16 protein-coding genes, 1 tRNA gene and 2 pseudogenes are annotated in these 24,030 nt (G+C 59.5%); 8 read left to right on the top strand and 11 right to left on the bottom strand.

The features are described from left to right. Positions 1-200: 200 nt before the first annotated feature. The 5 genes and pseudogenes from MR935_RS00375 to metG form a co-directional block, all read right to left on the bottom strand. Positions 201-619: pseudogene (locus tag MR935_RS00375) on the bottom strand (imm68 putative immunity domain-containing protein). 569 nt (positions 620-1,188) lie between these two features. Continuing rightward, positions 1,189-1,264 (bottom strand) — tRNA-Ala (locus MR935_RS00370). A gap of 247 nt (positions 1,265-1,511) precedes the next feature. Beyond that, entirely contained in the window at positions 1,512-2,285 is a 774-nt protein-coding gene (locus MR935_RS00365) for a TatD family hydrolase (protein ID WP_290570050.1), read from the bottom strand. Between the two features lie 16 nt (positions 2,286-2,301). Further along, positions 2,302-3,066 (bottom strand): HAD hydrolase family protein, encoded by a 765-nt coding sequence (locus tag MR935_RS00360; RefSeq protein WP_290570048.1) that lies wholly within the window; start codon positions 3,064-3,066, stop codon positions 2,302-2,304. A 114-nt stretch (positions 3,067-3,180) separates the two neighbouring features. After that, positions 3,181-5,142 (bottom strand): methionine--tRNA ligase, encoded by a 1,962-nt coding sequence (gene metG, locus MR935_RS00355; RefSeq protein ID WP_290570056.1) that lies wholly within the window; start codon positions 5,140-5,142, stop codon positions 3,181-3,183. A 719-nt stretch (positions 5,143-5,861) separates the two neighbouring features. Here metG and MR935_RS00350 point away from each other — a divergent pair. From MR935_RS00350 to MR935_RS00335, 4 genes are all read left to right on the top strand, one after another. After that, entirely contained in the window at positions 5,862-7,562 is a 1,701-nt protein-coding gene (locus MR935_RS00350) for a VanW family protein (RefSeq protein ID WP_290570046.1), read from the top strand. A 27-nt stretch (positions 7,563-7,589) separates the two neighbouring features. Then, positions 7,590-8,612: a DUF975 family protein gene (locus MR935_RS00345; protein ID WP_290570044.1), complete on the top strand. Its 1,023-nt coding sequence runs from the start codon at positions 7,590-7,592 to the stop codon at positions 8,610-8,612. Between the two features lie 168 nt (positions 8,613-8,780). After that, positions 8,781-10,433: a glutamate--tRNA ligase gene (gltX, locus tag MR935_RS00340; protein WP_290570042.1), complete on the top strand. Its 1,653-nt coding sequence runs from the start codon at positions 8,781-8,783 to the stop codon at positions 10,431-10,433. Positions 10,434-10,465: 32 nt separating this feature from the next. After that, positions 10,466-12,124 (top strand): glutamine--tRNA ligase/YqeY domain fusion protein, encoded by a 1,659-nt coding sequence (locus MR935_RS00335; RefSeq protein WP_290570054.1) that lies wholly within the window; start codon positions 10,466-10,468, stop codon positions 12,122-12,124. A gap of 97 nt (positions 12,125-12,221) precedes the next feature. Here the strand turns inward: MR935_RS00335 and trxB are convergent, their stop codons facing one another. From trxB to MR935_RS00310, 5 genes and pseudogenes are all read right to left on the bottom strand, one after another. Then, positions 12,222-13,127: a thioredoxin-disulfide reductase gene (trxB, locus tag MR935_RS00330; protein WP_290570052.1), complete on the bottom strand. Its 906-nt coding sequence runs from the start codon at positions 13,125-13,127 to the stop codon at positions 12,222-12,224. A gap of 69 nt (positions 13,128-13,196) precedes the next feature. Next, positions 13,197-13,475: pseudogene (locus MR935_RS00325) on the bottom strand (thioredoxin family protein); the annotation flags it as partial. Between the two features lie 117 nt (positions 13,476-13,592). Beyond that, entirely contained in the window at positions 13,593-14,168 is a 576-nt protein-coding gene (locus tag MR935_RS00320; RefSeq protein WP_290570040.1) for a 4Fe-4S binding protein, read from the bottom strand. After that, positions 14,165-14,374: a 4Fe-4S binding protein gene (locus MR935_RS00315; RefSeq protein ID WP_290570038.1), complete on the bottom strand. Its 210-nt coding sequence runs from the start codon at positions 14,372-14,374 to the stop codon at positions 14,165-14,167. Before MR935_RS00315 ends, MR935_RS00320 begins: the two co-directional genes overlap by 4 nt. A 176-nt stretch (positions 14,375-14,550) precedes the next feature. Then, a complete protein-coding gene (locus MR935_RS00310) occupies positions 14,551-18,282 on the bottom strand; it encodes a phosphoribosylformylglycinamidine synthase (RefSeq protein ID WP_290570036.1) in 3,732 nt (1,243 codons plus the stop codon). A gap of 304 nt (positions 18,283-18,586) precedes the next feature. Here MR935_RS00310 and rpe point away from each other — a divergent pair, with 304 nt between their 5' ends. Both rpe and MR935_RS00300 read left to right on the top strand, forming a co-directional pair. Then, positions 18,587-19,270 (top strand): ribulose-phosphate 3-epimerase, encoded by a 684-nt coding sequence (gene rpe, locus MR935_RS00305; protein WP_290570034.1) that lies wholly within the window; start codon positions 18,587-18,589, stop codon positions 19,268-19,270. 49 nt (positions 19,271-19,319) lie between these two features. Further along, entirely contained in the window at positions 19,320-19,934 is a 615-nt protein-coding gene (locus tag MR935_RS00300) for an HAD family hydrolase (RefSeq protein ID WP_290570032.1), read from the top strand. 71 nt (positions 19,935-20,005) lie between these two features. Here MR935_RS00300 and MR935_RS00295 read toward each other — a convergent pair whose 3' ends face one another. Then, a complete protein-coding gene (locus MR935_RS00295) occupies positions 20,006-20,998 on the bottom strand; it encodes an alpha/beta fold hydrolase (RefSeq protein ID WP_290570030.1) in 993 nt (330 codons plus the stop codon). Between the two features lie 287 nt (positions 20,999-21,285). On the opposite strand from MR935_RS00295, the gene MR935_RS00290 reads away from it, so the two are divergent. Both MR935_RS00290 and ftsH read left to right on the top strand, forming a co-directional pair. Continuing rightward, complete coding sequence (locus MR935_RS00290) at positions 21,286-21,699, top strand: phenylpyruvate tautomerase MIF-related protein (RefSeq protein ID WP_290570028.1); 414 nt, start codon at positions 21,286-21,288, stop codon at positions 21,697-21,699. 250 nt (positions 21,700-21,949) lie between these two features. Next, on the top strand, positions 21,950-23,785 hold the full coding sequence (gene ftsH, locus MR935_RS00285) for an ATP-dependent zinc metalloprotease FtsH (RefSeq protein ID WP_290570026.1): 1,836 nt from the start codon (positions 21,950-21,952) through the stop codon (positions 23,783-23,785). The last annotated feature ends 245 nt before the right edge of the window (positions 23,786-24,030 follow it).

The following is a 24,030-nucleotide window of genomic DNA, read 5'->3' as shown; positions in this document are numbered from 1 at the left end:
CTGCAGCAGTTCTCTGATTTTTTCCCGACGTGCGTTTTCTTCTGGGGTACGATTCTTTCTAGCCATTATAAAAATCCTCCAATGTGGTGCTCCTATTCTACACCACATCGGAGGTTTACACAAAGTTTGGGATGGTCTCTAGTCAACACCTGCCCCGCCACCCTGTTTTAGTTTTTTTTGTTTGCCCGATAAACTGTACGTTATTCGCACAATTCTTTACGGAGATTTTCACAGTCCTGTGCCATTTCTTGCATATCCTCATCATCTACCATTTCATGGAGGTCATATTCAAAAGGAGTAGTGAAGAAATCTGCCAAAGCACCATTCATTGCCTGATCTTCTTCTGGTGTGGTGGTGATTTTCACAAACAGATCTCGGTTCTCCTCGTCAAACAGATCTTTTAGGTTGAACCCACCGCTTTTTTGCTCTCCAAGATAAGCGCCGCCAAATCGGTTGCCAAATCAATGGCATAATAAAATTCGTGGCATTCACCCTCGGAGTCAGTGTATTCTAAATCAGGTGAGGTATGAAAGTCCCAATTCAGCTTTCCAAGGCCAGTATCACTGAATATCTCGCTCAGAGGAAGTTCAGCTTTGCCTTTGTCATAGAGATAGTCCACCAAAGTTAGGCTATCGTCTGTACCGCCGATGTAGTTATACCAGTATTTTTTCAATGTTTTTCAGTTACAAGTATAGCACATCTTCCCACCGCAAGCAATCAGCGTTTTATGTCCGTTCCGACTATCCGGACCATCAAGGGACGAGTCGTATTTTTTTCGCAAAGAGCGCGAAAAAATCTCCGCTCTTACCCCCTTGACCATCTGGATTTTTGCCGCCGCCGTTTCGCCGCCGAAAAGGAGCGCACCGTTCCGCGGAACATCGCGGGCCAGTCGCTCCTGGCTGGGAATGTGTTTTGCAGTCATTGTGGCTCCCGGCTGTCCCTGACCACCAGCGGCAAGGCGTGCCCTTGCAAGGACGATCCCAACCGCATTGTAAAGCGCGTGCGGTATATCTCCATAAACAGACGGAATGTGATGGACAGACCGGGTACACGGCCCATCTTTGAGCGCTGAACTTTGAGACAAAATGTCTCGAAGTTCAGCATGGGCATTGACATCGTTGCCATCGCCGCATAAAGCAAAAACCCCACTTCCGAAGAAGTGAGGTTTTCTTCACACTCTCTTTGTGATGGTGGAGATAAGCGGGATCGAACCGCTGACCTCTTGAATGCCATTCAAGCGCTCTCCCAGCTGAGCTATACCCCCAAATGGAAGAGAGTGCAAATATTAAGTTTTTGTACGGGGGTTGTTTACCGCTTCAACCGGGCTCCCAGCTGAGCTATACCCCCAGATAAAGAGTGTATATACACTTATTGTCACGGAATATCAATGCACTTTGCGGGTGCGACCAAATGGGCATTTGACTTATCCCTAACAACAGAGTTTATTATACAGGACGCCTGTGCATCTGTCAACATTTTTTTCGCTTTTTCTTTGTTTTATTTTGCAGGCGCTACGACTCAATGCGGAACAGCCGTTTGCCGTTCTCGGTCGTGACGCGCTCGACCTCCTCCACGGGCAGTCCCTTAATCTGCGCGATGGCCTCGGCCATGCGATGAACGTACAGCGAGGAGTTGCGCCGCCCGCGAAACGGCTCGGGCGCCATGTAGGGCGCGTCGGTCTCAATCATCAGCCGGTCGAGCGGCGTAGCGCGGACGACCTCGACGGCCTTTCGTGCGTTTTTGAACGTGATCACACCTGTGAACGACAGATAGTAGCCCAGCTGAAGCAGCTCGCGCGCCATCTCGACACTGCCCGCGTAGCAGTGATACACGCCGGTCACCGCCGGAAACTGCCGCGTGATCGCAAGGCAGTCGCTGTGTGCATCTCTGTCATGCACGATGACCGGCAGGTGCAGCGTCTCGGCAAGCTCCATTTGGCGGCGGAAAACGACCTGCTGGCGGGCGCGGGCACGCTCGTCCTTCTCCCAGTAATAATCCAGTCCGATCTCACCGATCGCGCGCACCTTTGGCTCGTTCTGCGCCAGATCCCTCAAGAGCGAAAGCGCCTGCTCCCAATCCGCACCGATGTTTTCCGGGTGAATGCCGACCGCCGCGTACATAAATGGGTATTTTTGCGCATAGCTGACCGCCTTGCGGCTGGACGGCACATCACAGCCCGGGTTGAGGATCAGCCCAACATTATTCTCCGGCATGGCGGACAGCAGGGCATCGCGGTCATCGTCAAAGCGCGCGTCATCATAATGCGCGTGTGTGTCAAACAGCATGATCGTTTCCTCCTCTCTATATCCAGCCAAAGTGACGACAGGCGTTTTGGATACCGTTATCGTCCACGCCGGTGGTGATATAATCGGCGCGTTTCTTGAGTGCCTCGCACGCATTGCCCATGGCGATGGACAGCCAGCCCTGCCCAAACATACACAGATCGTTCGTGCCGTCGCCGAACACCACGGTATCCTCGTCGGCCGCACCCAGCCGGTCGAGCATCCGGCGGATGCCGTATTGCTTGCTGGTCGGCTCGATGAACAGCACCTTGTCGTTATACCGCACGGTGGGCAAGCCGCCGCAGTCAATATCCGCCTGCTGCGCGGGGGTGCAGACGATGTATACCTTGTATACCTGCGTCATCCGCCGGTAATCAAAGCTGGGGTCGAGCGAGACTGAAAAGTAATCCGGCGGCGCGTATGGCAGATAGCGCTCGTCCTGCGTCACGCAGACGCGCTCGTTGGCCACCGTGACCGCCCACGGGATATGTTGGGCGCACAGGCGGTCGATCAGCCGGATGCACGGCTCGACCGGCAGGCTGCGCATTTCGACCACCGCTCCGTCGATGGTCAGGCTGTAACCGCCGTCCCCGACGATCTGGTCAAAGCCATAGCGTGCGGCAAAGGCCGCCGCGGAGGCTTGCAGGCGGCCGGTCGCCAGCGCGACAAAATGGCCGTTTGCGCGCAGCTGCTCGACACAGCGCACCGCGCTTGCGGGCATCTGCATGGTCAAACCGCTCGCAAGCGTGCCGTCAATATCAAAAAAGAAGTATTTTTTGCGCATAACTTGTCTCTTTCTGCTGCAGCATGAAGCATCAAATAAACCGTGCACAGCGGTGGGCACGGGACTTGTTCCCGCACCCGCCGCAGGCTTGTTCAGCACGCCGTGCAGCCGTGCTCAGCACAGCTTGGCACCGGCTGCAATGCTGTCGTCCAGTATGAGCAGGCACAGCTGGCCGTCCTTTTCGGCGCTCAGCAGCATACCGCAGGATTCCTGCCCCATCATCTTGCGGGGCGGCAGGTTGGTGACAGCAACGACCGTCTTGCCCACCAGCTCGGCCGCCTGATAATACTTGGCAATGCCGGACAGAATCTGGCGGGGCTGACCCGAGCCGTCGTCCAGCTGGAATTTGAGGAGCTTGTCGCTCTTTTTGACATTCTCGCACGCAAGCACTTTGCACACAGTCATGTCGACCTTGCAGAAGTCGTCAAACGGGATATCGGGCAGGAAGGTGACAGCCGGCTTTTCAGGTGCGTTCTTGGCCTGGTTTTCCTCCTCGATCTCCTGAAGCTTTTTCGGAATGTCGATACGCTCGAACAGGATAGACGCTGCGCCGACGGGCGCGCCCGGGGTCATGCCGTCAAAGGAGGCGAGCGACGCGACACCCCGATCCTCGACCCCCAGCTGGGCGAAGATCTTGTCGGCCGTTTCGGGCAGGTAGGGGCGCAGCATGGTCGCGGCAAAGCGGATGGATTCCAGCAGATTGTACAGCACGGCGCCCAGCCGCGGCTTGCGCGCTTCATCCTTGGCCAGCGCCCACGGCATGGTCTCATCGATATACTTGTTTGAGCGGCGCAGCAGCGCAAAAATCTCGTCGATCGCATCGGCAACATGCAGGTCGCTCATGCGCTTTTCGACCGCAGCGGGCAGGCCGAGCGCGAGCGCCTTCAACTCGTCGTCCACCGGCTCAGCATCAGCGGGGGAGGGGGCGGGGACCGCGCCGCCAAAGTATTTTTGCGTCATGGCGATCGTGCGGTTGACAAGGTTGCCCAGCACATTGGCAAGCTCGGCATTGACCCGCTCACAGATCAGCTCGTAGGAGATCAGGCCGTCGTTGCCAAAGGGCATCTCATGCAGCACATAGTAGCGCACCGCGTCCACGCCGAACTGTCGCACCAGATCGTCCGCGTAGATAACGTTGCCGAGCGATTTGGACATCTTGCCCTCGCCCACCAGCAGCCAAGGGTGGCCGAAAACCTGTGCCGGCAGCTCCTCGCCCAGCGCCATCAGGAAGATGGGCCAGTAGATCGTATGGAAGCGGATGATATCCTTGCCGATCAGATGCACATCGGCCGGCCAGAAGCGCTTATAGTGTGCATCGTGGTTGCCATCGGGGTCGTAGCCGCAGAAGGTGATATAGTTGGTCAGCGCATCCAGCCAGACGTAGACGACATGGCCGGGGTCGAAATCGACCGGGATGCCCCACGAAAAGGAGGTGCGGGACACGCACAGATCCTGCAGACCCGGCTTTAAGAAGTTGTTGACCATCTCGTTTTTGCGGCTCTCGGGCTGGATGAACGCGGGGTGCGTTTCGATGTGCTGCATCAGGCGGTCAGCGTACTTGGACATTTTGAAGAAGTAGGCCTCCTCCTCCGCGTCCGCGACCGGGCGGCCGCAGTCCGGGCAGCAGCCGTCCTTGAGCTGCGACTCTGTCCAGAACGACTCGCAGGGCTTGCAGTATTTGCCCTTGTAGCTGCCCTTATAGATATCGCCCTGCTCGTACAGCTTTTTGAAGATGCGCTGCACTTTTTTCTCGTGCATCGGGTCGGTCGTGCGGACAAAGCGGTCGTAGGTGGTGTTCATCAGATCCCAGATGTCCTTGACCTGCCCCGCGACCTTGTCCACATACTGCTGGGGCGAGATGCCGGCCGCTTCGGCCTTTTCCTGAATCTTCTGGCCGTGCTCGTCCGTACCGGTTTGGAAATAGACCTCGTAGCCGGTCATGCGCTTGTAGCGTGCGATGGCGTCCGCCAGCACGATCTCGTAGGTGTTGCCGATGTGCGGCTTGGCCGAGGTGTAGGCGATCGCGGTTGAGATATAATAAGGTTTCTTGTCCATGCGGTTGTGCTCCTTTATCATCATTTTGTTGTGCTTGCTTATCCAAACAGCCGCCTGCGGCGGATGCGCGATGGGACGCGGGTGTGCCCCGCCCTTTCAGCATTGCCGCGCAGGCGGGCGATTATATCCCCGCGCGGGCGGACGCGGGAAAGTGGGCATCAAAAAAGCCCCCGCCTGAATGAGCCACCATTCAAGGACGAGAGCCGAAGCGCTTTCGCGTTACCACCTTGCTTTGCGCGCCCCTCACGGCGGCGCGCCTCTGAGGGTACTGCCATACCCAGAATCCGTTAACGGGGATCATGCGCCGCAGCCTATGGCGGGACGCCGCCGGTCGGTGCGGGGCTCCAAGGCCATTTTCCGCCGCGCCCTCCGCATCCCGCTCTCATCCTCCGGGACTCGCTTGGCCGTACCTCGCCGCGTACTTTCCTTTTCATTGCCGGTTGCTTATAATTATGTGGCTTTATTATAGCATCGCGCCGGTTGGCTGTCAAGCACGCGCCGCGCATCAGGCTTTTTGCCCGTATTCCGTGGCTTGTCTGCCAACTTTTTACCGAATTGTTATTGTCAAGCCTAGCTATACAGTATATAATGTTAAGAAGAAAAATCTGTCGAAAAACAGCGCATACCGACTGGCCGGTTTTCGTATGTTATTTTTTTCGAACGCATATATAAAGACAGCGAAAAAGGGGAAGAACATGATAAGCAATAGCATAGCAAAAAGGAAGAAAGGGGCGCATGTCGTGTCCAAGCGAAGCACAAAAGTAGCGCCCAAGCCGGAGGAGCGAGGGCACAGCGCCGCTGGCCGGATGACCGTCGTGCTGAGCGGTGTATTCGTGCTGCTGCTGGCGCTGCTCGTCGGCTTTAACCAGCTTTACCCCAGCATTTTTCCGGGGGTGACGGCGGGCAGTATCCCGGTCGGCGGCAAATCGGCCGAGGAAGCCGCGCAGGCCATCGCCGCACAGGGCGACGCGCTGTATGCGGACACGGCGGTTACACTGTCCATCTATGACAAGACCTACGATATCCCGGTCGAGAGCGTGCTGGAAAGCGTGGACGCCGCGCAGTCGGCAGAGAACGCCTTTGCGGTCGGCCGTACGGGCAACCCGTTTGCGCGCGTGTGGCATATGCTCTGCGCCTTCGTCGGCAAGGGCGAGGCCGAGCTTGCCGCGACCGTCAACACGCAGGGGCTGGAAACCGCGCTGGGCGATATCGCGGCCGAGGCACTGACCGAGCCGGTCGAGCCGGCTTGGGAGGCCGGTGCGGACAGCCTGATTATCCACGCGGGCAAGCCGGGCGTGCATTTTGACGCGCAGGCCGTGCGCGAGGCGATCGACCGGAAGATCCGCCTGATGGATTTCACGCCTTACACAGTCTCTACCGAGCTGACTGAAACACCCGCGATCGACATTGACAAGATCGCCGCCGAGGCCATCGGTGAGCCGGTCAGCGCGACCGTTGACAAGGCTGACGGCACGACCATCCTGCCCGAAAAGGCCGGGGTGCAGTTCGATGTCGAGCAGGCGCGGGCGATCATTGGGGACGGCTCGGCCGAGCAGTATGTGATCCCGGCCACGGTCGTGCAGCCCAAAGTGACCGCCGCCGATCTGGAGCAAAAGCTGTTTCAGGATACGCTCGCCCGTACATCGACCGACCTGAACGAAGGCAATGTGCCGCGTACGAACAACGTCCGGCTGGCCTCCAACGCCATCAACGGTCTTATCCTCAACCCGGGCGAGGAATTTTCGTACAACAATGTGGTCGGCGAGCGCACGGAGGCGCGAGGCTACCGCCCAGCGGGCGCGTACTCGGGCGGCAAAATCGTCGAGGAGTTCGGCGGCGGCGTATGCCAGCCGTCCTCGACGCTGTATATGGCCGTGCTTCGTGCCGACTTAGAGGTGACCGAGCGCTATAACCACTCGTTCACCGTGGGCTACACACCGCTTGGTGAGGATGCCACGGTGTCTTGGGGTGGGCCGGATTTCCGCTTCCGCAACAATACTGATTATCCGGTCAAGATATTGGCTGAGCAAACGGGCGGTCAGATGATTATGACGCTGATTGGCACCAAAACGAGCGACAAAACCGTGACCACCCGCACGGAGGTGCTGTCGACCTATGCGCCGCAGACGGTCGAGAAGAAGGATGCCTCGATGAAGGAGGGGCAGAGCCGCGTCGACCAGACGGGCATCACGGGCTATGCGACCCGCACCTATAAGCAGATCACGGAAAACGGCCAAACGACCGAGGTGCTTGCCAACAGCTCCAACTATTCCAAGCGGGATAAGATCGTGTATGTGGGCACAATCAAGCCCGAAGCGCCGCAGGAGAGCGATCCCGAGCAGGGCGCGGCGCAAGAGGGAAACGAACAGGCAAGTGCCGACCCTGCACCGGCTGGCGATGCCGGGGCAGATAGTAGCGCGCCGGAGGAGCAGGCGCAGTAACAGCATCAAATAAGAGGGGGAAAGAAGATGAATTATACAACACAGGTCCGCAAGGATATCAAGCGGGAATGTAAGACGCGCGTGTGGGACTGCTTGGGGCGCTGCATCGGTATACAGTTCCTATATGGACTGCCGTTCGTGCTGCTGTATCTCATTATGTACGCGCCGCTGCTGATCCGCTTCAGCAACCTGACGATAAGTGGCCAGCTCAGTGCATACCGGTTGTCGATATTGATCGAGGAGGCTTCCAATACCTCGTGGTCGCTCACATTGCTGTCGGTCGCCATTTCCGGGGGGCTGATGTATGGCTTGTCAAGATTTTACATTGACCTGCGCCGCGGCAAGCAGCCGCCGGTCAGCACGCTGTTCCAGCCGTTCACCTCAGGGCAGTCTGCGTGGACGGGTATCAAAATGCAGTTCTGCATTTTCTTCCGCGCGATGCTCTGGAGTTTGATACCCTCCTGTCTGGCGACGGTTTGGATCATCGCGCTGATCTTGTCCGCACGGGGCAGTTATCCGTCCAGAACGTTTATATTTGTGGGCTACCTTGTGCTTGCCGTTATTTTCCTGCTGATTAGCGTTAAGATTATAGCGTACAGGGCTGGCTGGGTCGTGTTGTATGACGGTGGAGAGGAGCGCGGCGTATGGTCGGCCACGCGAGAGGCCGCCGCAGTATTCAAAGGGCATTTCGGCAAGCTGCTCGGGCTGCTCCTTAGCTTTTTCGGATGGTTTGCGCTGGAATTTGGACTGCTCTGTGTCTGCGGATTATTTTTTGTGTTGGGCGGATCGCTGGAAAGCACGATGAGTCTGCCCATCATGCTGCTCGCGCTGATTGCCGGGCTGTGTGTCAATATCGTGCTGGGCGCTTTTTTACAGGCTTATGTGGAGACATCGTTTGTCGGCCTGTATGAGTATTTGGCACAGGCGCAGCCGCCGGTACAGCAGCCTTATGACTATATGCCCTATGTGCAGACGCCGCTTGACGCACCGCAGGGCAGCGGTCCGTCGGAAGACAGCGCGCCGCAGGACAGCCCCGACGAGCGGGACTGACCGGCAGTAATAGATTTAGACTTGGAATGAAGGGGGACGCAGGCCGCGCTTGCGTCCCCCTTGCGCTGCCGGCGGCGAATTTTCGCCTTGCACGCACAGGGGCGCTGTGATAAAATAAACCTGTCATGGGTAATGCTACCCCTATCGGAAACATGGAGTGAAAAATCAATGGACTATAACCGCTTGGCAGAGCTGCTTCTGCCGCATATCAAGTGCACGCCGGAGGAGGTCGAGGCGCGCTACCCGAAGCGTGCGCTGCCCGAGGGTGCAAAGGTCACCCGCATGGGGCCAAGCCCGACCGGCTTTATGCATCTCGGCAATCTGTACGGCGCGCTGGTGGACGAGCGGCTGGCGCATCAGTCGCAGGGCGTGTTCTACCTCCGCATTGAGGATACCGACAAAAAGCGCGAGGTCGAGGGCGGCGTGCAGACCATCCTCGAGGCGTTTTCGGCCTTCGGCCTGCCGTTTGATGAGGGCGCAACGCTCGACGGCGACAAGGGCGCCTACGGCCCTTACCGGCAGAGCCAGCGCGCGGAGATATACCAGGTCTTTGTCAAGGAACTGCTCCGGCGCGGCATGGCGTATCCCTGCTTCTGCACCGAGGACGAGCTGGCCGCTGCCCACCGGCAGCAGGAGGAGAGCAAGGAAAACTTCGGCTACTACGGTAAGTACGCTGTCTGGCGCGATCGCCCGATGGAGGACATCGAAGCCGCGCTGCGGCAGGGCACGCCCTATGTCATTCGCTTCCGCTCGGAAGGCAGCATCGCCAACAAGATAAAACATGACGATCTGGTCAAGGGCAAGATGGAAGTAACCGAAAACGATCAGGACGTCGTCATCCTCAAGTCAGATGGCATCCCGACCTACCACTTCGCCCATGTGGTGGACGACCACCTGATGGGGACGACGGTTGTCGTGCGCGGCGAGGAATGGCTGGCCACGCTGCCCGTGCACTTGCAGTTGTTCCGCGCGCTGGGATGGAAGCCGCCTAAGTACGCGCACACCGCTCAACTCATGAAGATCGACCCCGAGACCGGTGGCAAGCGCAAGCTCAGCAAACGCAAAGACCCGGAGCTGGCGCTGTCCTTTTACGCGAAGGAGGGGTATCCTGTTCCGGCGGTGCTCGAATACCTGATGACGCTCCTGAACTCCAATTTTGAGGAGTGGCGCCGCGCAAACCCCGACCTGCCGCTGAATGATTTTCCGTTCAGCACCAAGAAGATGAGCGGCTCGGGCGCGCTGTTCGATATCGAAAAGCTGCGCGACGTGTCCAAGAACGTCATTTCCCGCATGGATGCCGACACCGTATATAATTATATCGCCGCGTGGAGCGCGGACAACGACCCGCAGTTCCACGCGCTGCTTACGCGCGACCCCGCAGCCTCCAAGGCGTATCTCGCCATCGGCCGCGGCGGCAAAAAGCCGCGCAAGGATATCGCGCTCTGGTCGGAGGCCAAGGGCTATATGGACTTTCTGTTCGATGAGCTGTTCGCACCGGATTACACCATGCCCGAGCGGGTAAGCGCTGAGGACGCGAAGGGAATATTGACGGCGTTTGCTGCGGTGTTCGATGAAAACGATACGCCCGACGGCTTTTTTGCGCGTATGCAGCAGCTTGCGGAGCAGTTCGGCTACGCGGCCGACACCAAGGCGTACAAGGCTGCGCCGGAGCAGTACAAGGGCGCGGTCGGTGATGTTTCGATGGTCGTGCGCGTGGCGATCGCGGGCCGCCAGAACGCGCCCGACCTGCAAACGGTCATGGGCATCATGGGTCGGGAAAAGGTGCTTGAACGCCTGGAAAAATGCGCGGATACGCTTTAATATGATCCATTTGGGGGCAAGATAACGCTATGATGGAAAACGTAAGCAATTTTTTGACCGAAATCATTGATGAGGATATCGCAGCCGGACTGCACGAGCAAATACACACCCGCTTTCCGCCTGAGCCGAACGGCTATCTGCACATCGGCTCGGCCAAGGCTATCTTCATCAACTGGTCGATCGCCAAGAAATACGGCGGCAGGTTCAACCTGCGCTATGATGATACCAACCCGGTTAAGGAGGACACCGAGTATGTCGACTCCATCTGGGAGGATATCAAGTGGCTGACCGGCGAGGAGCCGAACGGCGGGGTATATTACGGCTCGGACTATTTTGAGACCTGCTATGAATGCGCTGTGCAGCTCATCCGCGACGGTAAGGCCTATGTGGATGATCTGACGCAGGAGGAGATGCGCGCCTACCGCGGCTCACTGACCGTGCCGGGCAAGGCAAGCCCGTACCGCGACCGTTCGGTCGAGGAAAACCTCGCGCTATTCGCCGATATGCGCGCGGGCAAGTTTGCGGACGGCGCCAAGACGCTGCGCGCCAAGATCGACATGGCTTCGCCCAACATGAATATGCGTGACCCGGCGATCTACCGTATCGTCCGCGCGCACCACCACCGGCAGGGGGACGCATGGTGCATCTACCCACTGTACGATTTTGCGCACCCGATACAGGACGCGCTCGAGGGCATCACCCATTCGCTGTGCTCGATCGAGTTTGAGAACCACCGCCCGCTGTATGAGTGGGTCGTGGATAACTGTCCACTGCCGCACCACCCCAAGCAGCGCGAGTTTGCGCGCCTGAATGTGACGCATACGGTGATGTCTAAGCGTTACCTGCGCCAGCTGGTGTTTGACGGCCATGTGGAGGGCTGGGACGACCCGCGTATGCCCACGCTGTGCGCGCTGCGCCGCCGGGGCTACACGCCGTCGGCCATTCTGGATTTCGTCCAGCGGGCAGGCATTGCCAAGGCCAATTCGCTCGTTGATATCAAGCTGCTTGAGCACTGTATCCGCGAAGAGCTGAACGACACTGCGCTGCGCCGCATGGCGGTCACCGAGCCGGTCAAGCTGGTCATCACCAACTACCCTGCGGATAAGACCGAGACGTTTGCAGTACCGAACAATCCGCGTGACGAGGCCGCCGGCACGCGCGAGGTGCCGTTTTCGCGCGAGGTGTATATCGAGAAGAGCGATTTTGCCATCGTGCCGCCGCCGAAGTTCCAGCGCCTGAGGCCGGACGGCGAAGTGCGGCTGATGGGCGCGTATATCATCCGCTGTAACGAGGTCGTTACGGACGAGCAGGGCGAGGTGATCGAGCTGCGCTGCACGGCCGATCTGGAGACCGGAAATGGTATGCCTGCGGACGGCCGCAAGGTCAAGGGTACGATACACTGGGTGTCCGCGCAGCACGCGGTGGATGCCGACCTGTACCTGTATGACAACCTGTTTGCGCTGGAGAATGTCGGTGATGTGCCCGAGGGTACGGATTTTCTCGATTACTTGAACCCGGATTCGCTCAAAAAGCTGACCGGATGCAAATTGGAGCCTGCGCTGGGCGAGGCCGCGGCGGGGGAGCGCTTCCAGTTTGTCCGCATGGGGTATTATGTCAAGGATCGGGAAACGGGGCGCTTCAACCGCATCGTTACCCTCAAGGACAGCTTTGCCAAGACGCTGCAAAAGTAAAAACAGACGGCATTTTGGCCGTCTCAGAGCATCCAAAATGTTCGGCACAGCCGGAAAAAGGGGGCAGTCTCGGAAAGAGACTGCCCCCTGCTTTATCTTACACGTTTTCCGTCAGATATTCCTCCGCGTAGTGGACGGCTACCGCGCCGTCCGCCACGGCGGTGACGATCTGCCGCAGCGCCTTGGTCCGCACGTCGCCTACAGCGAACACGCCGGGCAGCGCGGTTTTTGTGGATTCGTCTGCAATGATATAGCCCGCCGGGTCAAGTGCAAGCTGGTCTTTGACCAGCTCGGTCGCGGGCTTTCTGCCCACGCTGACGAACACACCGTCGCACGGTACGATGCTTTCCTCCCCGGTTTGAACATCCCGCAGCCGCACCCCGGTCACCTTGTCCTCGTGCAGCAGCTCGGTCACTGTGCTGTTCCAGCGGAAGGATACGTTTTCCGCGTGCAGCAGTGGGTCGTGATAAATCTTGGTTGCCCGCAGGGTATCCCGCCGGTGGACAAGAATGACCTGCGCGCAGACGCGGGAGAGGAGCAGCGCATCTGCGGCCGCGCTGTTGCCGCCGCCCACGACGACCACGGTCTTTCCTTTGTAGAACATACCGTCGCAGGCGGCGCAGTAGTTCACGCCGCGCCCCACCAGCTCCTTTTCGTCCGGAACGCCCAGTTCTCTGGGACTCGCCCCGGTGGCAAGAACGACAGTTTTGCCAAGCAGCTTGCCCGCGCTGGTCTCCACCTGCTTGACCTCGCCCGAGAGCACAAGTGACAGCACTTCGGTCAGCTGGGTCTGCACGCCGAAGCGCTCGGCGCCCTTGCGCATTTTTTCGCCCAGCGTGAAGCCGTCAATGCCGTCCTCAAAGCCGGGATAGTTGTCGATCTGCTCGGTAAGCGCCATTTGTCCGCCGGAGGACAGCTCCTCCAAAAGAATGGTGTCCAGTCCTGCGCGGGCGGCGTACAGCGCCGCGGTGTAGCCGCCGGGGCCGCCGCCGACGACGATCATATCATAGACGTGCGCGCTGGCTTCGCGCTGCTTTTGCTCCTGCTGAAAAGCCTGTCCGATAAAGCTCTCGAGCTGCGCCTTGGATTCCGGCGCGACGGTCGAGCCGAGCAGGCGGCCGTTCTGATAGAGCAGCAGCGTGGGGACAAGCTCGATCTTCTCCTGCTCGGCGAGCGTAGGCTCGTCGTCAATGTTGATCTGGCCGATCACCAAGCGATCCTGATATTCCGCCGCGATCTCGTCCAGAGCCGGAGCAAGGCGGCGGCAGTAGCTGCACCAAGGCGCCGAAAACTCGATCAGAACGGGTTTATCCGTTCGGGCGATGTGTTGCTTGTACATTTCCTCGTTCATATGCAATATCGACATGATTTGTTCGCTCCTTTTCTATATGGTTGTTTTCAGTATGCCCCCTTTGCTGCGTCAGTTGCGCGCCGTCAAAGGGGGATAGCGGTCACATGCCCGCAGCCGTTACGCGCTGCCGTTCTTGGCTTTGCAGATCAGCTGCGTCATCGTTCCCATTGGGCAGTAAACGCACCAGCTGCGGGGCTTGAACAGCAGCATCGTGACAAGGCCGAGCACGGTCGAGGTCAGCATCACGCTGTAAAACCCGAACGCGAACTGGGCGACGCCCGGATGCACCAGAGTGCCGTGATAGGCCCACTGCCAAGGCAGCTTGAAGGTCCACAGCAGCGTCACCGCCTGCCGCAGACCCTGTGCGCCGGCAAAGACCAGATAGGTGCTCCACAGCATTTGGAAGAACATGACGAAAAAGAAAATGAGAAAGCCATAGCGAAACCACTTGCTTTTCATCCAGCCGGGGATGTCCCTTTTGCGGGACAGGCCGAAGCGCCCGCCCAGCAGCCCGAACAGCTGTCCCCGTCCGCAGTACCGGTTGCAGTAGCCCTTTGTGCCTTGGGCGGCGGAGAGGATAAGTGGGATGAAAAAGCACAACAGTCCCAGCCACGCAAACAGGATGTTGAAAAAGCCCAGCACCAGATAGGTCAGCGAGACGATCCACAGATAGTCATACCAATGCTTTTTCATGCCTGCACCTCCTCTATGGTGATGATGGATGCCGGGCATTCCTTGGCGCACTTTCCGCAGCCGACACACCGCGCCCAATCGACCTGCGCGGCAATGCCCTTGTATATCGCAATGGCCGACGTGGGGCACACCTTCACACAGCAGCCGCAGGCCACACAGACATCGCGGTCGACCACCGCTTTTCGCCGTTGTTTTGTATTTGTCATAGAGAAAAACCTCCCGCGTTTGATAGTTCCATTATACCAACACGGTCGTGTGTTTCTGTGACAAAATCACGGTGCTGCGGCTGCGGGTGATACAAAGCCCACCGGGCATCCGGTGGGCTTTGTGCTTTCCGGCACGGCTTGCGCGGGGATGCTGGGCAGTGATAGCCTGCTGCAGATTATCGGAAGTACTTTACGCCGCTCTCAAAGATCGGCTGATACTTTTGTCCGTAGATATTCCGGCCGACGAACGGACCGTAACGCTCGGTGTGTCCCATCTTGCCGAGCACGCGGCCATCCGGGCTGGTGATGCCCTCAATCGCGCATAACGAGCCGTTCGGATTCCATGCGATATCCATCGACGGCGCGCCTGCAAGGTCGGTGTACTGGAAAGCGATTTGACCGTTGCGCACCAGCTCGTCAATCACATGCTGCGGCGCGACAAAGCGTCCCTCGCCGTGCGAGACGGCAATCGTGTGCAGGTCGCCGACGCTGCAGGCAGACAGCCAGGGGCTTTTGACCGAGGAGACGCGCGTGGTCACATAGCGGCTCTGGTGCCGGCCGATCAGGTTGAAGGTCAGCGTCGGGTCATCGCCGGTCATTTGGTCGCGTATTTCGCCATAGGGCACAAGGCCGAGCTTGACGAGCGCCTGAAAGCCGTTGCAGATGCCGAGCATCAGGCCGTCGCGCTTTTGCAGCAGCTCGTGCAGCGCGTCCTTGATACCGGGACCGCGCAGGAAGGAGGCGATGAATTTGCCCGAGCCGTCCGGCTCGTCGCCGCCGGAGAAGCCACCCGGCAGAATGACCATCTGCGCGCAGCGGATGGCGCTTTCCAGCTGCACGGCACTCTCGGCCAGCGCGTCGGCTGAGTAGTTGCGCACAACGATGATCTCGGCCGCGCCGCCAGCCTGTTCGACCGCGCGGGCGGTGTCATACTCGCAGTTGCTGCCGGGGAATACCGGGATGACCGCGAGAGGCTTTGCGGTCTTGACCGCGGGGGCGTGTGCCGTGCGCTCGGTGCAGGATACCGTGACAAGCTGCGCGTCGGATGCGGGTGCCTTGGTCGGGAAGACGCTCTCCAGCCTGCCCTCGAACGCCTCGGTCAGTGCGTCGAGCGGGATGTGCTCGTCCGCAATGGTGATGGCCGCGTCCCCGGTCGTGTGGCCGACCAGCCAGTAGGCGGGCAGCGCGGAGACAGCTTCGATCAGGATGCCGCCGAAGTTTTTCAGATAGAGCGCGTCAGACGGGAAGGCCGCGTCAAACGCAAAGCCGATCCGGTTGCCCAGCGCCATTTTGCATACGCCCTCGGCTACGCCGCCGACCGACAGCGCCCAAGCCGACACAGCCTTGCCCGAGGCGATCAAGTTTGCCGCCTCGTTCCAGATATGCCGGATGGCTGGGTAGTCGGGCGTACCGTCCGGGAAGTAGGGCGCGTCCAGCAGGTATACCGGATGGCCGGACTCCTTGAACTCGGGCGAGATCAGACGGGAAGCGTCCTGCGGCGCAATGGCAAAGGAGACGAGCGTGGGCGGCACGTCCATCTCGTCAAACGAGCCGGACATTGAATCCTTGCCGCCGATGGCCGCAAGGCAAAGTCCCTCCTGCGCGGCATACGCGCCGAGCAGCGCGGCCAGCGGCTTGCCGAAGCGCTGCGGGTCTTTGCCGAGACGCTCGAAATACTCCTGGAAGGTCAGGTAGGCTGTTTCAAAATCGCAGCCCGCGGCAACCAGCTTGGCCACCGACTCGATGACCGCGCAGGACGCGCCGAGGAAGGGATTCTGCTCGGTGAAGTAGGGGTCGAAGCCGAACGCCATGACCGAGGCGGTCTCACACTGGCCGGAGAGCGCCGGCAGGATGGCCGCCATGACCTGCGTGGGCGTGCGCTGATATTTGCCGCCGAACGGCATGAAGACCGAGCCTGCACCGATCGAGCCGTCGAACCGCTCGACCAGGCCGCGCTCAAGGCAGATGCCAAGGGTAGCGGCGTGGTTCAAAAGCTTTTCGCGCGCGGTGTGCCCATCCGGCATGCAGCTGATGGACGGCGCGGGCAGGGGGGCGACTGCGGCCGAGACATGCTTGGCGCAGCCGTTGGTGTTCAGGAAATCGCGGGACACATCGACGATGGCCGCGCCGTTCCAAGTCATGCGCAGGCGGTTGGTGTCTGTCACCTTGGCGACGATGACCGCCTCCAGATTTTCCTCGGCGGCGGCGGCGATGAATGCGTCGGCATCCTTTGCCCGCACGACGACCGCCATGCGCTCCTGCGATTCGGAGATAGCAAGCTCGGTGCCGTCCAGCCCGTCGTACTTCTTGGGCACAGCGTCAAGGTCGATATCCAACCCGTCGGCCAGCTCACCGATGGCGACCGACACGCCGCCCGCGCCGAAGTCGTTGCAGCGGCGGATCATACGGGTCACAGCGCCGTTGCGGAACAGGCGCTGGAGTTTGCGCTCCTCGGGCGGGTTGCCCTTCTGCACCTCTGCGCCGCAGGTGTCAAGCGACTGCTCGGTGTGCTTTTTGGACGAACCGGTCGCACCGCCGCAGCCGTCGCGGCCGGTCTTGCCGCCGAGCAGGAGGACAAGATCGCCCGGCTCGGGCACCTCGCGGATGACGTTATCCGCCGGAGCCGCGCCGACGACCGCGCCGATCTCCATGCGCTTGGCGACATAACCCGGGTGATAGAATTCGTGTACAAGGCCGGTGGCAAGGCCGATCTGGTTGCCGTAGGACGAGTAACCGGCGGCAGCCGTCTGGCACAGCTTGCGTTGGGGCAGCTTGTGTGCCAGCGTCTGGCTGAGCGGGACGGTCGGATCGCCCGCGCCGGTCACGCGCATGGCCTGATAAACGTAGGAGCGACCGGAGAGCGGGTCGCGGATCGCGCCGCCAAGGCAGGTGGCCGCGCCGCCGAACGGCTCGATCTCGGTCGGGTGGTTGTGCGTTTCGTTCTTGAACATCAGCAGCCAGTCCTCAAACCGGCCGTTTATCAGCGCTTTGACCCGGATGGAGCAGGCGTTGATCTCTTCAGATTCGTCGAGGTTTTTCAGATAGCCGCGCTTTTTGAGCAGCTTTGCGCCCGCGGTAGCGATGTCCATCAGCGTAACGGGGCGCTTTTTTGCCTTTTCCTCGCCGTATACCTCGACGCGGGCGGCAAGATAGCGCTCGAACGCGGCCTGCACTAGCGGGTCGTCTATCTCGGCGCCGTCGATCTCGGTCAGGAAGGTGGTGTGGCGGCAGTGGTCGGACCAGTAGGTGTCCACCATGCGCACCTCGGTGATGGTGGGGTCGCGCTTTTCCTCATCGCGGAAGTAGGCCTGCAAGAACCTCAGGTCGTCCAGATCCATGGCAAGCCCCATATCGCCCCGCAGGCCGGCCAGCGCCGCGTCGTCCATGCCGGTAAAGCCGGAAACCGTGGCGACCGCCGTCGGGATGGCGTATGCGGCCTTGAGTGTGGCGGGCTTGTCCATCGAGGCCTCGCGCGCCTCGACAGGGTTGATGAGAAAGGCGCGGATCTTGTCCATATCGGCCGCGGAAAGCGCGCCTTCGAACACATAGACCTTGGCTGCGGCGATGGCCGGACGCTCGCCGCCGGTCAGCAGCTGGATGCACTGCGCGCAGGAGTCCGCGCGCTGGTCGAACTGGCCGGGCAGCGGCTCGACCGCGAGCACGGTATGCGCGCCCGCAGGGCGGGGGAAGTCCTCATCATAGCATATATCGGCCATCGGCTCGGAAAAAACGATGCCCTTGGCCTTTTCGTAAGCCGCGGGTGCGATACCCTCGGCATCGTAGCGGCAAAGATAGCGCACATGGGTCAGGCTTTTGATCTCAAGCAGGTCATGCAGGCTGGCAAACAGGCCGCGCGCCTCCACGTCAAAGCCGGGCTTTTTTTCGGAATAACAACGATTGACGCTCATTTTATCGTGTCCCTTCATCATATTTCGCAGTATGCTTTTATTTTACCTGTTCCGCCGGGATAAATCAACCGCTGCGGCAAACAAATTCCCCGGAAAAAGCGGCTCGCCGCCAGAGGGGCGCCGCTGGGGCTTGCAAAACGGAGGAGAGGGCAGTATAATGGGGATAACGACAAAGGGGAGCGGCGGTGCGCGCCGCCGCTCCTATATCTGAAAAGCGGCGGGCATATCCAAGGCTGCGCCTCAGGCCGCTTGGTATCACTATATGCCGCGCTCAGGCGCGCGGTGCTTTGGGGAGGAAGCTGAAATGGAAATCAAACTGTCTCCGTCTATTCTGTCGGCGGATTTTGCAAATCTTGCGCGCGATATTAAAAGCGCGGCTGACGCGGGTGCGGAATATATCCATGTGGACGTGATGGACGGTCACTTTGTGCCCAACATCACGATCGGCGCGCCGGTCGTGCGGGCGCTGCGCCGGGCGACCGATAAGGTGCTCGATGTACATCTGATGATCTCTGACCCCGACCGGTATTTGGACGATTTTATCGAAGCCGGTGCGGATATCATCACCGTGCACTATGAGTCGAACGGCGACACGCTGGCGCAGCTGCAAAAAATCCGCGCAGCGGGCGTCAAGGCATCCTGTGTCATCAAGCCGAACACCCCGGCCGAGGTGCTGTTTCCGCTGCTGCCCTATTGCGACATGGTGCTTATCATGACGGTCGAGCCAGGCTTTGGCGGGCAGGGCTTTATTCCGGAATGCATGGACAAGATCCGCACCGTGCGCGCCGAGATACAAAGGCAGGGCTACCGCTGCGAATTGGAGATCGACGGCGGTGCCAAGCTGTCCAACACGGCGGAAATCGTCGCAGCGGGGGCAGATGTGATCGTTGCCGGTTCGGCAGTATTCGGCGGTGACATCACGGCCAACGTCAAGGGTTTTTTGGAGGTGTTTGCGCAGGGGGCGTCCAAGGCGGCGTGGAGCAAGTAGGCAAGGGCGCAAGCCGCTGCTTCGCGCGCGGGGAATAGAAGGAGGACACATGCAAACATTTATCTTTGACGTTGACGGCACGCTGATCGACAGTGGGGCGAAGGATCGGGAGACAATGCGGCAGGCGCTGGCGGAGTATGGCTATTCGTTCACGACCGAGGAACTGCTCTTTTGCTTCGGTATGCCGGCGCACAGCTCGATGACTGCACTGGGCGTGCGGCCCGAGCAGATGGAGGCGATCACGCGCCGGTGGGAGGAGTTGGCATACCGGGAGCTGGACAAAATACCGGTCTATGACGGTATCGTCGATATGCTGACGGCGCTGCGCGCGGCGGGCAAGCCGCGCGGCATCGTCACTTCACGCACCCGTGCTCAGTTCGAGCGCGGCTTTGTGCCCATCGGCCTGAACGGGTATTTCGATACCGCTGTGTGCGCGGACGAGGTCGAGCATCCCAAGCCTGCGCCGGACGCGCTGCTCGCATGTATCCGCCGCTTGGGCGGCACACCGGAGGAGAGCATATACATCGGGGACAGTGCGTATGATATGCAGTGCGCCCGCGCGGCCGGTGTGCGCAGCGCGCTGGCGCTCTGGGGCTGCCATGAGCCGGACAAGCTGGAGGCTGACGTGCGGCTTGCGCATCCGTCTGAAATATTAGAGCTGTAAAGAAAAGAGCCATCGGGCGCTGCCCGATGGCTCTTGGTTTTTGTGATGGATTTTGCCGCGCTGCGGCGTGCTCAGTGGACGGTTATCTGCTCGCTTGCGACCGTTTGCTCGTCTGCGTCGGCGGCGTGGGCGGTCAGCTGGGCTTCCAGCCAGCGGGAGATATCACCGAAGGCCTCCAGATGGCCAAGCTCGTTGAGCACCTCATGCCGCGCATCCTTATAAAAGATGACCTCGATGTTTTTCACCCCCGCGCCGCGGTACAGATTGACCACGCGCCGCACACCGTCGCCGTATTTGCCGATGGGGTCTTTGTCCCCCGCGAGGAAGAGCAGCGGCAGCGCGTGTGGGGTGCGGCGGAAGGTTTGGTTGCTGTTGGCCTTGGCGCACAGCGTATACAGGTCACGAAAGCCGGTCGCGGTGAATACAAAATTGCACTTGGCGTCGGACTGATAGAGCGAGACGATATCTTCATCGCGGCAGAGCCAGTCGAACACCGAGCGGGGATGCTTGATCTTGCGGTTGAAGCCCCGGAAGCTTAGGTTGGACAGAAAGCTGCTGCGGTAGGTCATGCCGCGGCTGCGCGCGATTGAATCGGCCAGCCGCGCGCCGCCGACGGCCGCCGGACTGGGGCCGACCGTGCTGATCAGGATGCAGCCGGAGAGTCGGTCGCCATACTCGGTCATGTACAGGCGGGCGACGAGCGAACCCATAGAATGCCCAATCAGAAAATACGGCAGGGTGGGGTAGCGGCGCTGCATCAGATCGGTCAACTGCTTGACATCCTCGACGAGGTATTTCCAGCCGTCCCGCTTGGCGAAAAAGCCAAGCTCGGAATCCCGTGAGACTGATGCACCGTGTCCGATATGGTCGTTGCCGCAGACGATAAAGCCCAACTCACAGAGATACTTGGCAAAGGTGGTGTAGCGCGAAAAGTATTCGCACATACTGTGTGAGAGCTGAACGATACCGCGCACCTCCACATCCTGCGGTGAGAGGATATAGTAGGTGACGTTGGACACCCCGTTGGCGCTCTTATAAATATTTTGCGTACATTTGATATTCATAAGCACACATCCCGTTCGATGGGTCTGAACTAATGTCAATATCATACCACAAAATGCATTTCTTGTGCAGCAAAATCAATCAAAATTAACAAACGGTTTATAATTGATTGGTTTGCCGGTAACGATGCATTTCTGGCTTCTGCGTCAGCTTTTCCTTGATTGCACTGCTTCCAGCATAGCATTACTCTCCTGTATTTACAGGCGATCCGGCAAAAATGCCGGGAGATTTTTCCTGCGTGCGGGAAAAGGGCTGCGCCTGCTTCACAAACGCCTGCCGGTGTGATACAATGATAAAACAACAGACAGCGCCGCGCAATGGCGTCTTCGGCGTTGCCAATATGAAAAATGAGGTGTTTGATATGCCATATATCGCCGTTTCCACGTCCGCAATACTCAGTGAGCAGCAGAAGGACGCGCTCAAAGCCGCCCTTGGTGAGCGGATCAGCGTCATCCCGGGTAAAACCGAGGCAAAGCTGATGGTTGACATCGCGGATGGGCACACCATGTATTTTGCGGGCGAAAAGCGTGCGTTGGCCTATGTGGACGTAAAGTGCTTTGGTACGACCGAGTTTGCGCACAAAAAGGCGTTTACAGAGGCCGCGTTTGCCGCCGTGCAGCAGACGACCGGCCTGCCGCAGGACAGTATCTACCTGACTTACAGCGAGTTTGCCAACTGGGGCACGATGGGCTCGATGAAGTGAAGCGGAAACCGCGTGTTGACACGCGGTTTTTTTGCTGCACCGGATAGCAATATTTTCAAATTGTTCACATTTGGCGGTTGACACTGTAAACCGATTTGCTTACAATGAATCCATTACTCTTTGGCAGACCGAGCGGTCTGACCGATGCGGCGGGCGGCAGCGAGGAGTACTCCCGCCACGTGGAATGATGATGACAAAAATACAGCGCGGCCTCGACGCGCTGCACGGAGACAAAGAAAGGTGAACGGATATGCTGCAATCCCCAAACGATGCAAAATCACCCAAAAAACCGCTGATTTATTATTATATCGTCACGCTGCTGGTGCTGATGCTGCTCAATATCTTCCTCTTTCCAACGCTGCTGCAGCGGCAGGTGGTTGAGATCGGCTACGGTGATTTTTCGGATATGGTCGAGGCGGGCGGCGTCAAGCGCGTCGCGTACAGCGCGGATGACCGCCAGATCATTTTTGAGGCCACCGGAGAGGACGGCAAGGACGGTATCTATAAGACTGGTATTTTCCCAGACAACGGGCTGTATGACCGGTTGAAGGCGGCGAATGTCGACTTCGCGGCCGAGATACCGACCAAAGCGTCGCCGCTGGCTACGCTGCTGCTCAGCTATGCGCTGCCGATCGTGCTCATCATCGGCTTTGGCCAGTGGCTGAACAAAAAGATGATGAAGAGCATGAGCGGAAACGCGATGACCTTCGGTAAGGCCAACGCCAAGATCTACGCCGAGGCCGAGACCGGCAAGAGCTTTGCCGATGTGGCCGGGCAGGACGAGGCTAAGGACGCACTGAGCGAGATCGTTGATTTTCTGCACAACCCGAACAAATACGCTTCGATCGGCGCAAGGCTGCCCAAGGGTGCGCTGCTGGTCGGCCCTCCGGGCACGGGCAAAACGCTGCTGGCCAAGGCTGTTGCGGGCGAGGCGCATGTGCCGTTCTTCTCCATCTCGGGTTCGGAATTTGTCGAGATGTTTGTCGGCATGGGCGCGGCCAAGGTGCGCGACCTGTTCAAGCAGGCGAGCGAGAAAGCGCCTTGTATCGTTTTCATTGATGAAATCGACACCATCGGCAAAAAGCGCGACGGCGGCGGCCTTGGCGGCAATGACGAGCGCGAGCAGACACTCAACCAGCTGCTGACCGAGATGGACGGCTTTGACGGCACCAAGGGCGTGGTCATTCTGGCGGCAACCAACCGGCCGGAATCGCTCGATCCCGCGCTGCTCCGTCCGGGGCGCTTTGACCGCCGTATTCCGGTCGAACTGCCCGACCTGTCCGGGCGCGAAGCCATTCTTAAGGTGCATGCCGGGGCGGTGCATATGAGCGGCCGGATCGACTTTGCCGCGATTGCGCGCGCGACCTCGGGCGCGTCGGGCGCCGACCTTGCCAATATCATCAACGAGGCAGCGCTGCGCGCTGTGCGGCTGGGACGCGACACAGTGACGCAGGCTGATTTGGAGGAGAGCGTGGAGACGGTCATCGCGGGCGCGCAGCGCAAGAGCGCGGTGCTTAGTCCCAAGGAAAAGGAGATCGTGGCCTACCACGAGATCGGCCATGCGCTTGTCGCAGCCAAGCAGACCAATTCTGCACCGGTGACCAAGATCACCATTGTACCGCGTACCTCGGGCGCGCTGGGCTACACCATGCAGGTGGACGAGGGCGAACACTATCTGATGAGCCGCGAGGAGATCGAAAACAAGCTAGCCACGCTGACCGGCGGACGCTCGGCCGAGGAGCTGATTTTCGGCTCGGTCACCACGGGCGCGTCGAACGATATCGAGCAGGCGACCAAGCTGGCGCGCGCCATGATCACGCGCTACGGTATGAGCCGCGGCTTTGATATGGTCGCGCTGGAGACGGTGAACAACCCTTATCTGTCGGGCGATACCTCGCTGGCCTGCTCGGCGGAGACCGCCGCGCGCATAGATCAGGAGGTTGTCGCGTCGGTTAAGGCGGCGCATGAGAAGGCGATCGGCATTTTGCGCGACAATATGGAAGCGCTGCACCGTCTGGCGCACTTCCTGCTTGAAAAGGAGACGATAACGGGCGAGCAGTTCATGGAAATGCTGGGTAAGTCATGAGCGGCTGCCCGGCAAGCCGGAAAAGACCCATGAAACGAAAAAGAGACTGCCGCGGGCGTGTGCTCGCGGCAGTCTTTCGTTTGAAACGGCGACCGTTTCAGAGCTGGTGTCAGTGATGCGTAAGCCGGGTTCTGTCGTGGACGGTCATCTATCTGGGACGCGCGTTGCCGCGCGCCTCAAGCCGCCAGTCGGGACGGTCGGGCAGACCATGGTCCCAGTCGGCGTTGCTGCGGATAGAGTTTACA

It is taken from the genome of Agathobaculum sp. (genome assembly GCF_022775115.1).
Classification (GTDB): domain Bacteria; phylum Bacillota; class Clostridia; order Oscillospirales; family Butyricicoccaceae; genus Agathobaculum.
Note: the sequence above shows the minus strand (reverse complement) of the source record. Positions and strands in the feature narration are given on the sequence as shown.

Excerpts from the sequence above, each read along its gene's own strand:
- MR935_RS00315 (WP_290570038.1), bottom strand. The coding sequence starts at position 14,374 with ATGACAAATACAAAACAACGGCGAAAAGCGGTGGTCGACCGCGATGTC.
- metG (WP_290570056.1), bottom strand. The coding sequence starts at position 5,142 with ATGATAAAGGAGCACAACCGCATGGACAAGAAACCTTATTATATCTCA.
- MR935_RS00345 (WP_290570044.1), top strand. The coding sequence starts at position 7,590 with ATGAATTATACAACACAGGTCCGCAAGGATATCAAGCGGGAATGTAAG.
- ftsH (WP_290570026.1), top strand. The coding sequence starts at position 21,950 with ATGCTGCAATCCCCAAACGATGCAAAATCACCCAAAAAACCGCTGATT.
- MR935_RS00320 (WP_290570040.1), bottom strand. The coding sequence starts at position 14,168 with ATGAAAAAGCATTGGTATGACTATCTGTGGATCGTCTCGCTGACCTAT.
- MR935_RS00335 (WP_290570054.1), top strand. The coding sequence starts at position 10,466 with ATGGAAAACGTAAGCAATTTTTTGACCGAAATCATTGATGAGGATATC.
- MR935_RS00310 (WP_290570036.1), bottom strand. The coding sequence starts at position 18,282 with ATGAGCGTCAATCGTTGTTATTCCGAAAAAAAGCCCGGCTTTGACGTG.
- MR935_RS00365 (WP_290570050.1), bottom strand. The coding sequence starts at position 2,285 with ATGCTGTTTGACACACACGCGCATTATGATGACGCGCGCTTTGACGAT.
- MR935_RS00300 (WP_290570032.1), top strand. The coding sequence starts at position 19,320 with ATGCAAACATTTATCTTTGACGTTGACGGCACGCTGATCGACAGTGGG.
- MR935_RS00290 (WP_290570028.1), top strand. The coding sequence starts at position 21,286 with ATGATAAAACAACAGACAGCGCCGCGCAATGGCGTCTTCGGCGTTGCC.
- MR935_RS00295 (WP_290570030.1), bottom strand. The coding sequence starts at position 20,998 with ATGAATATCAAATGTACGCAAAATATTTATAAGAGCGCCAACGGGGTG.
- rpe (WP_290570034.1), top strand. The coding sequence starts at position 18,587 with ATGGAAATCAAACTGTCTCCGTCTATTCTGTCGGCGGATTTTGCAAAT.
- gltX (WP_290570042.1), top strand. The coding sequence starts at position 8,781 with ATGGACTATAACCGCTTGGCAGAGCTGCTTCTGCCGCATATCAAGTGC.
- MR935_RS00360 (WP_290570048.1), bottom strand. The coding sequence starts at position 3,066 with ATGCGCAAAAAATACTTCTTTTTTGATATTGACGGCACGCTTGCGAGC.
- trxB (WP_290570052.1), bottom strand. The coding sequence starts at position 13,127 with ATGATCGTCGTCGGCGGCGGCCCCGGCGGCTACACCGCGGCGCTGTAC.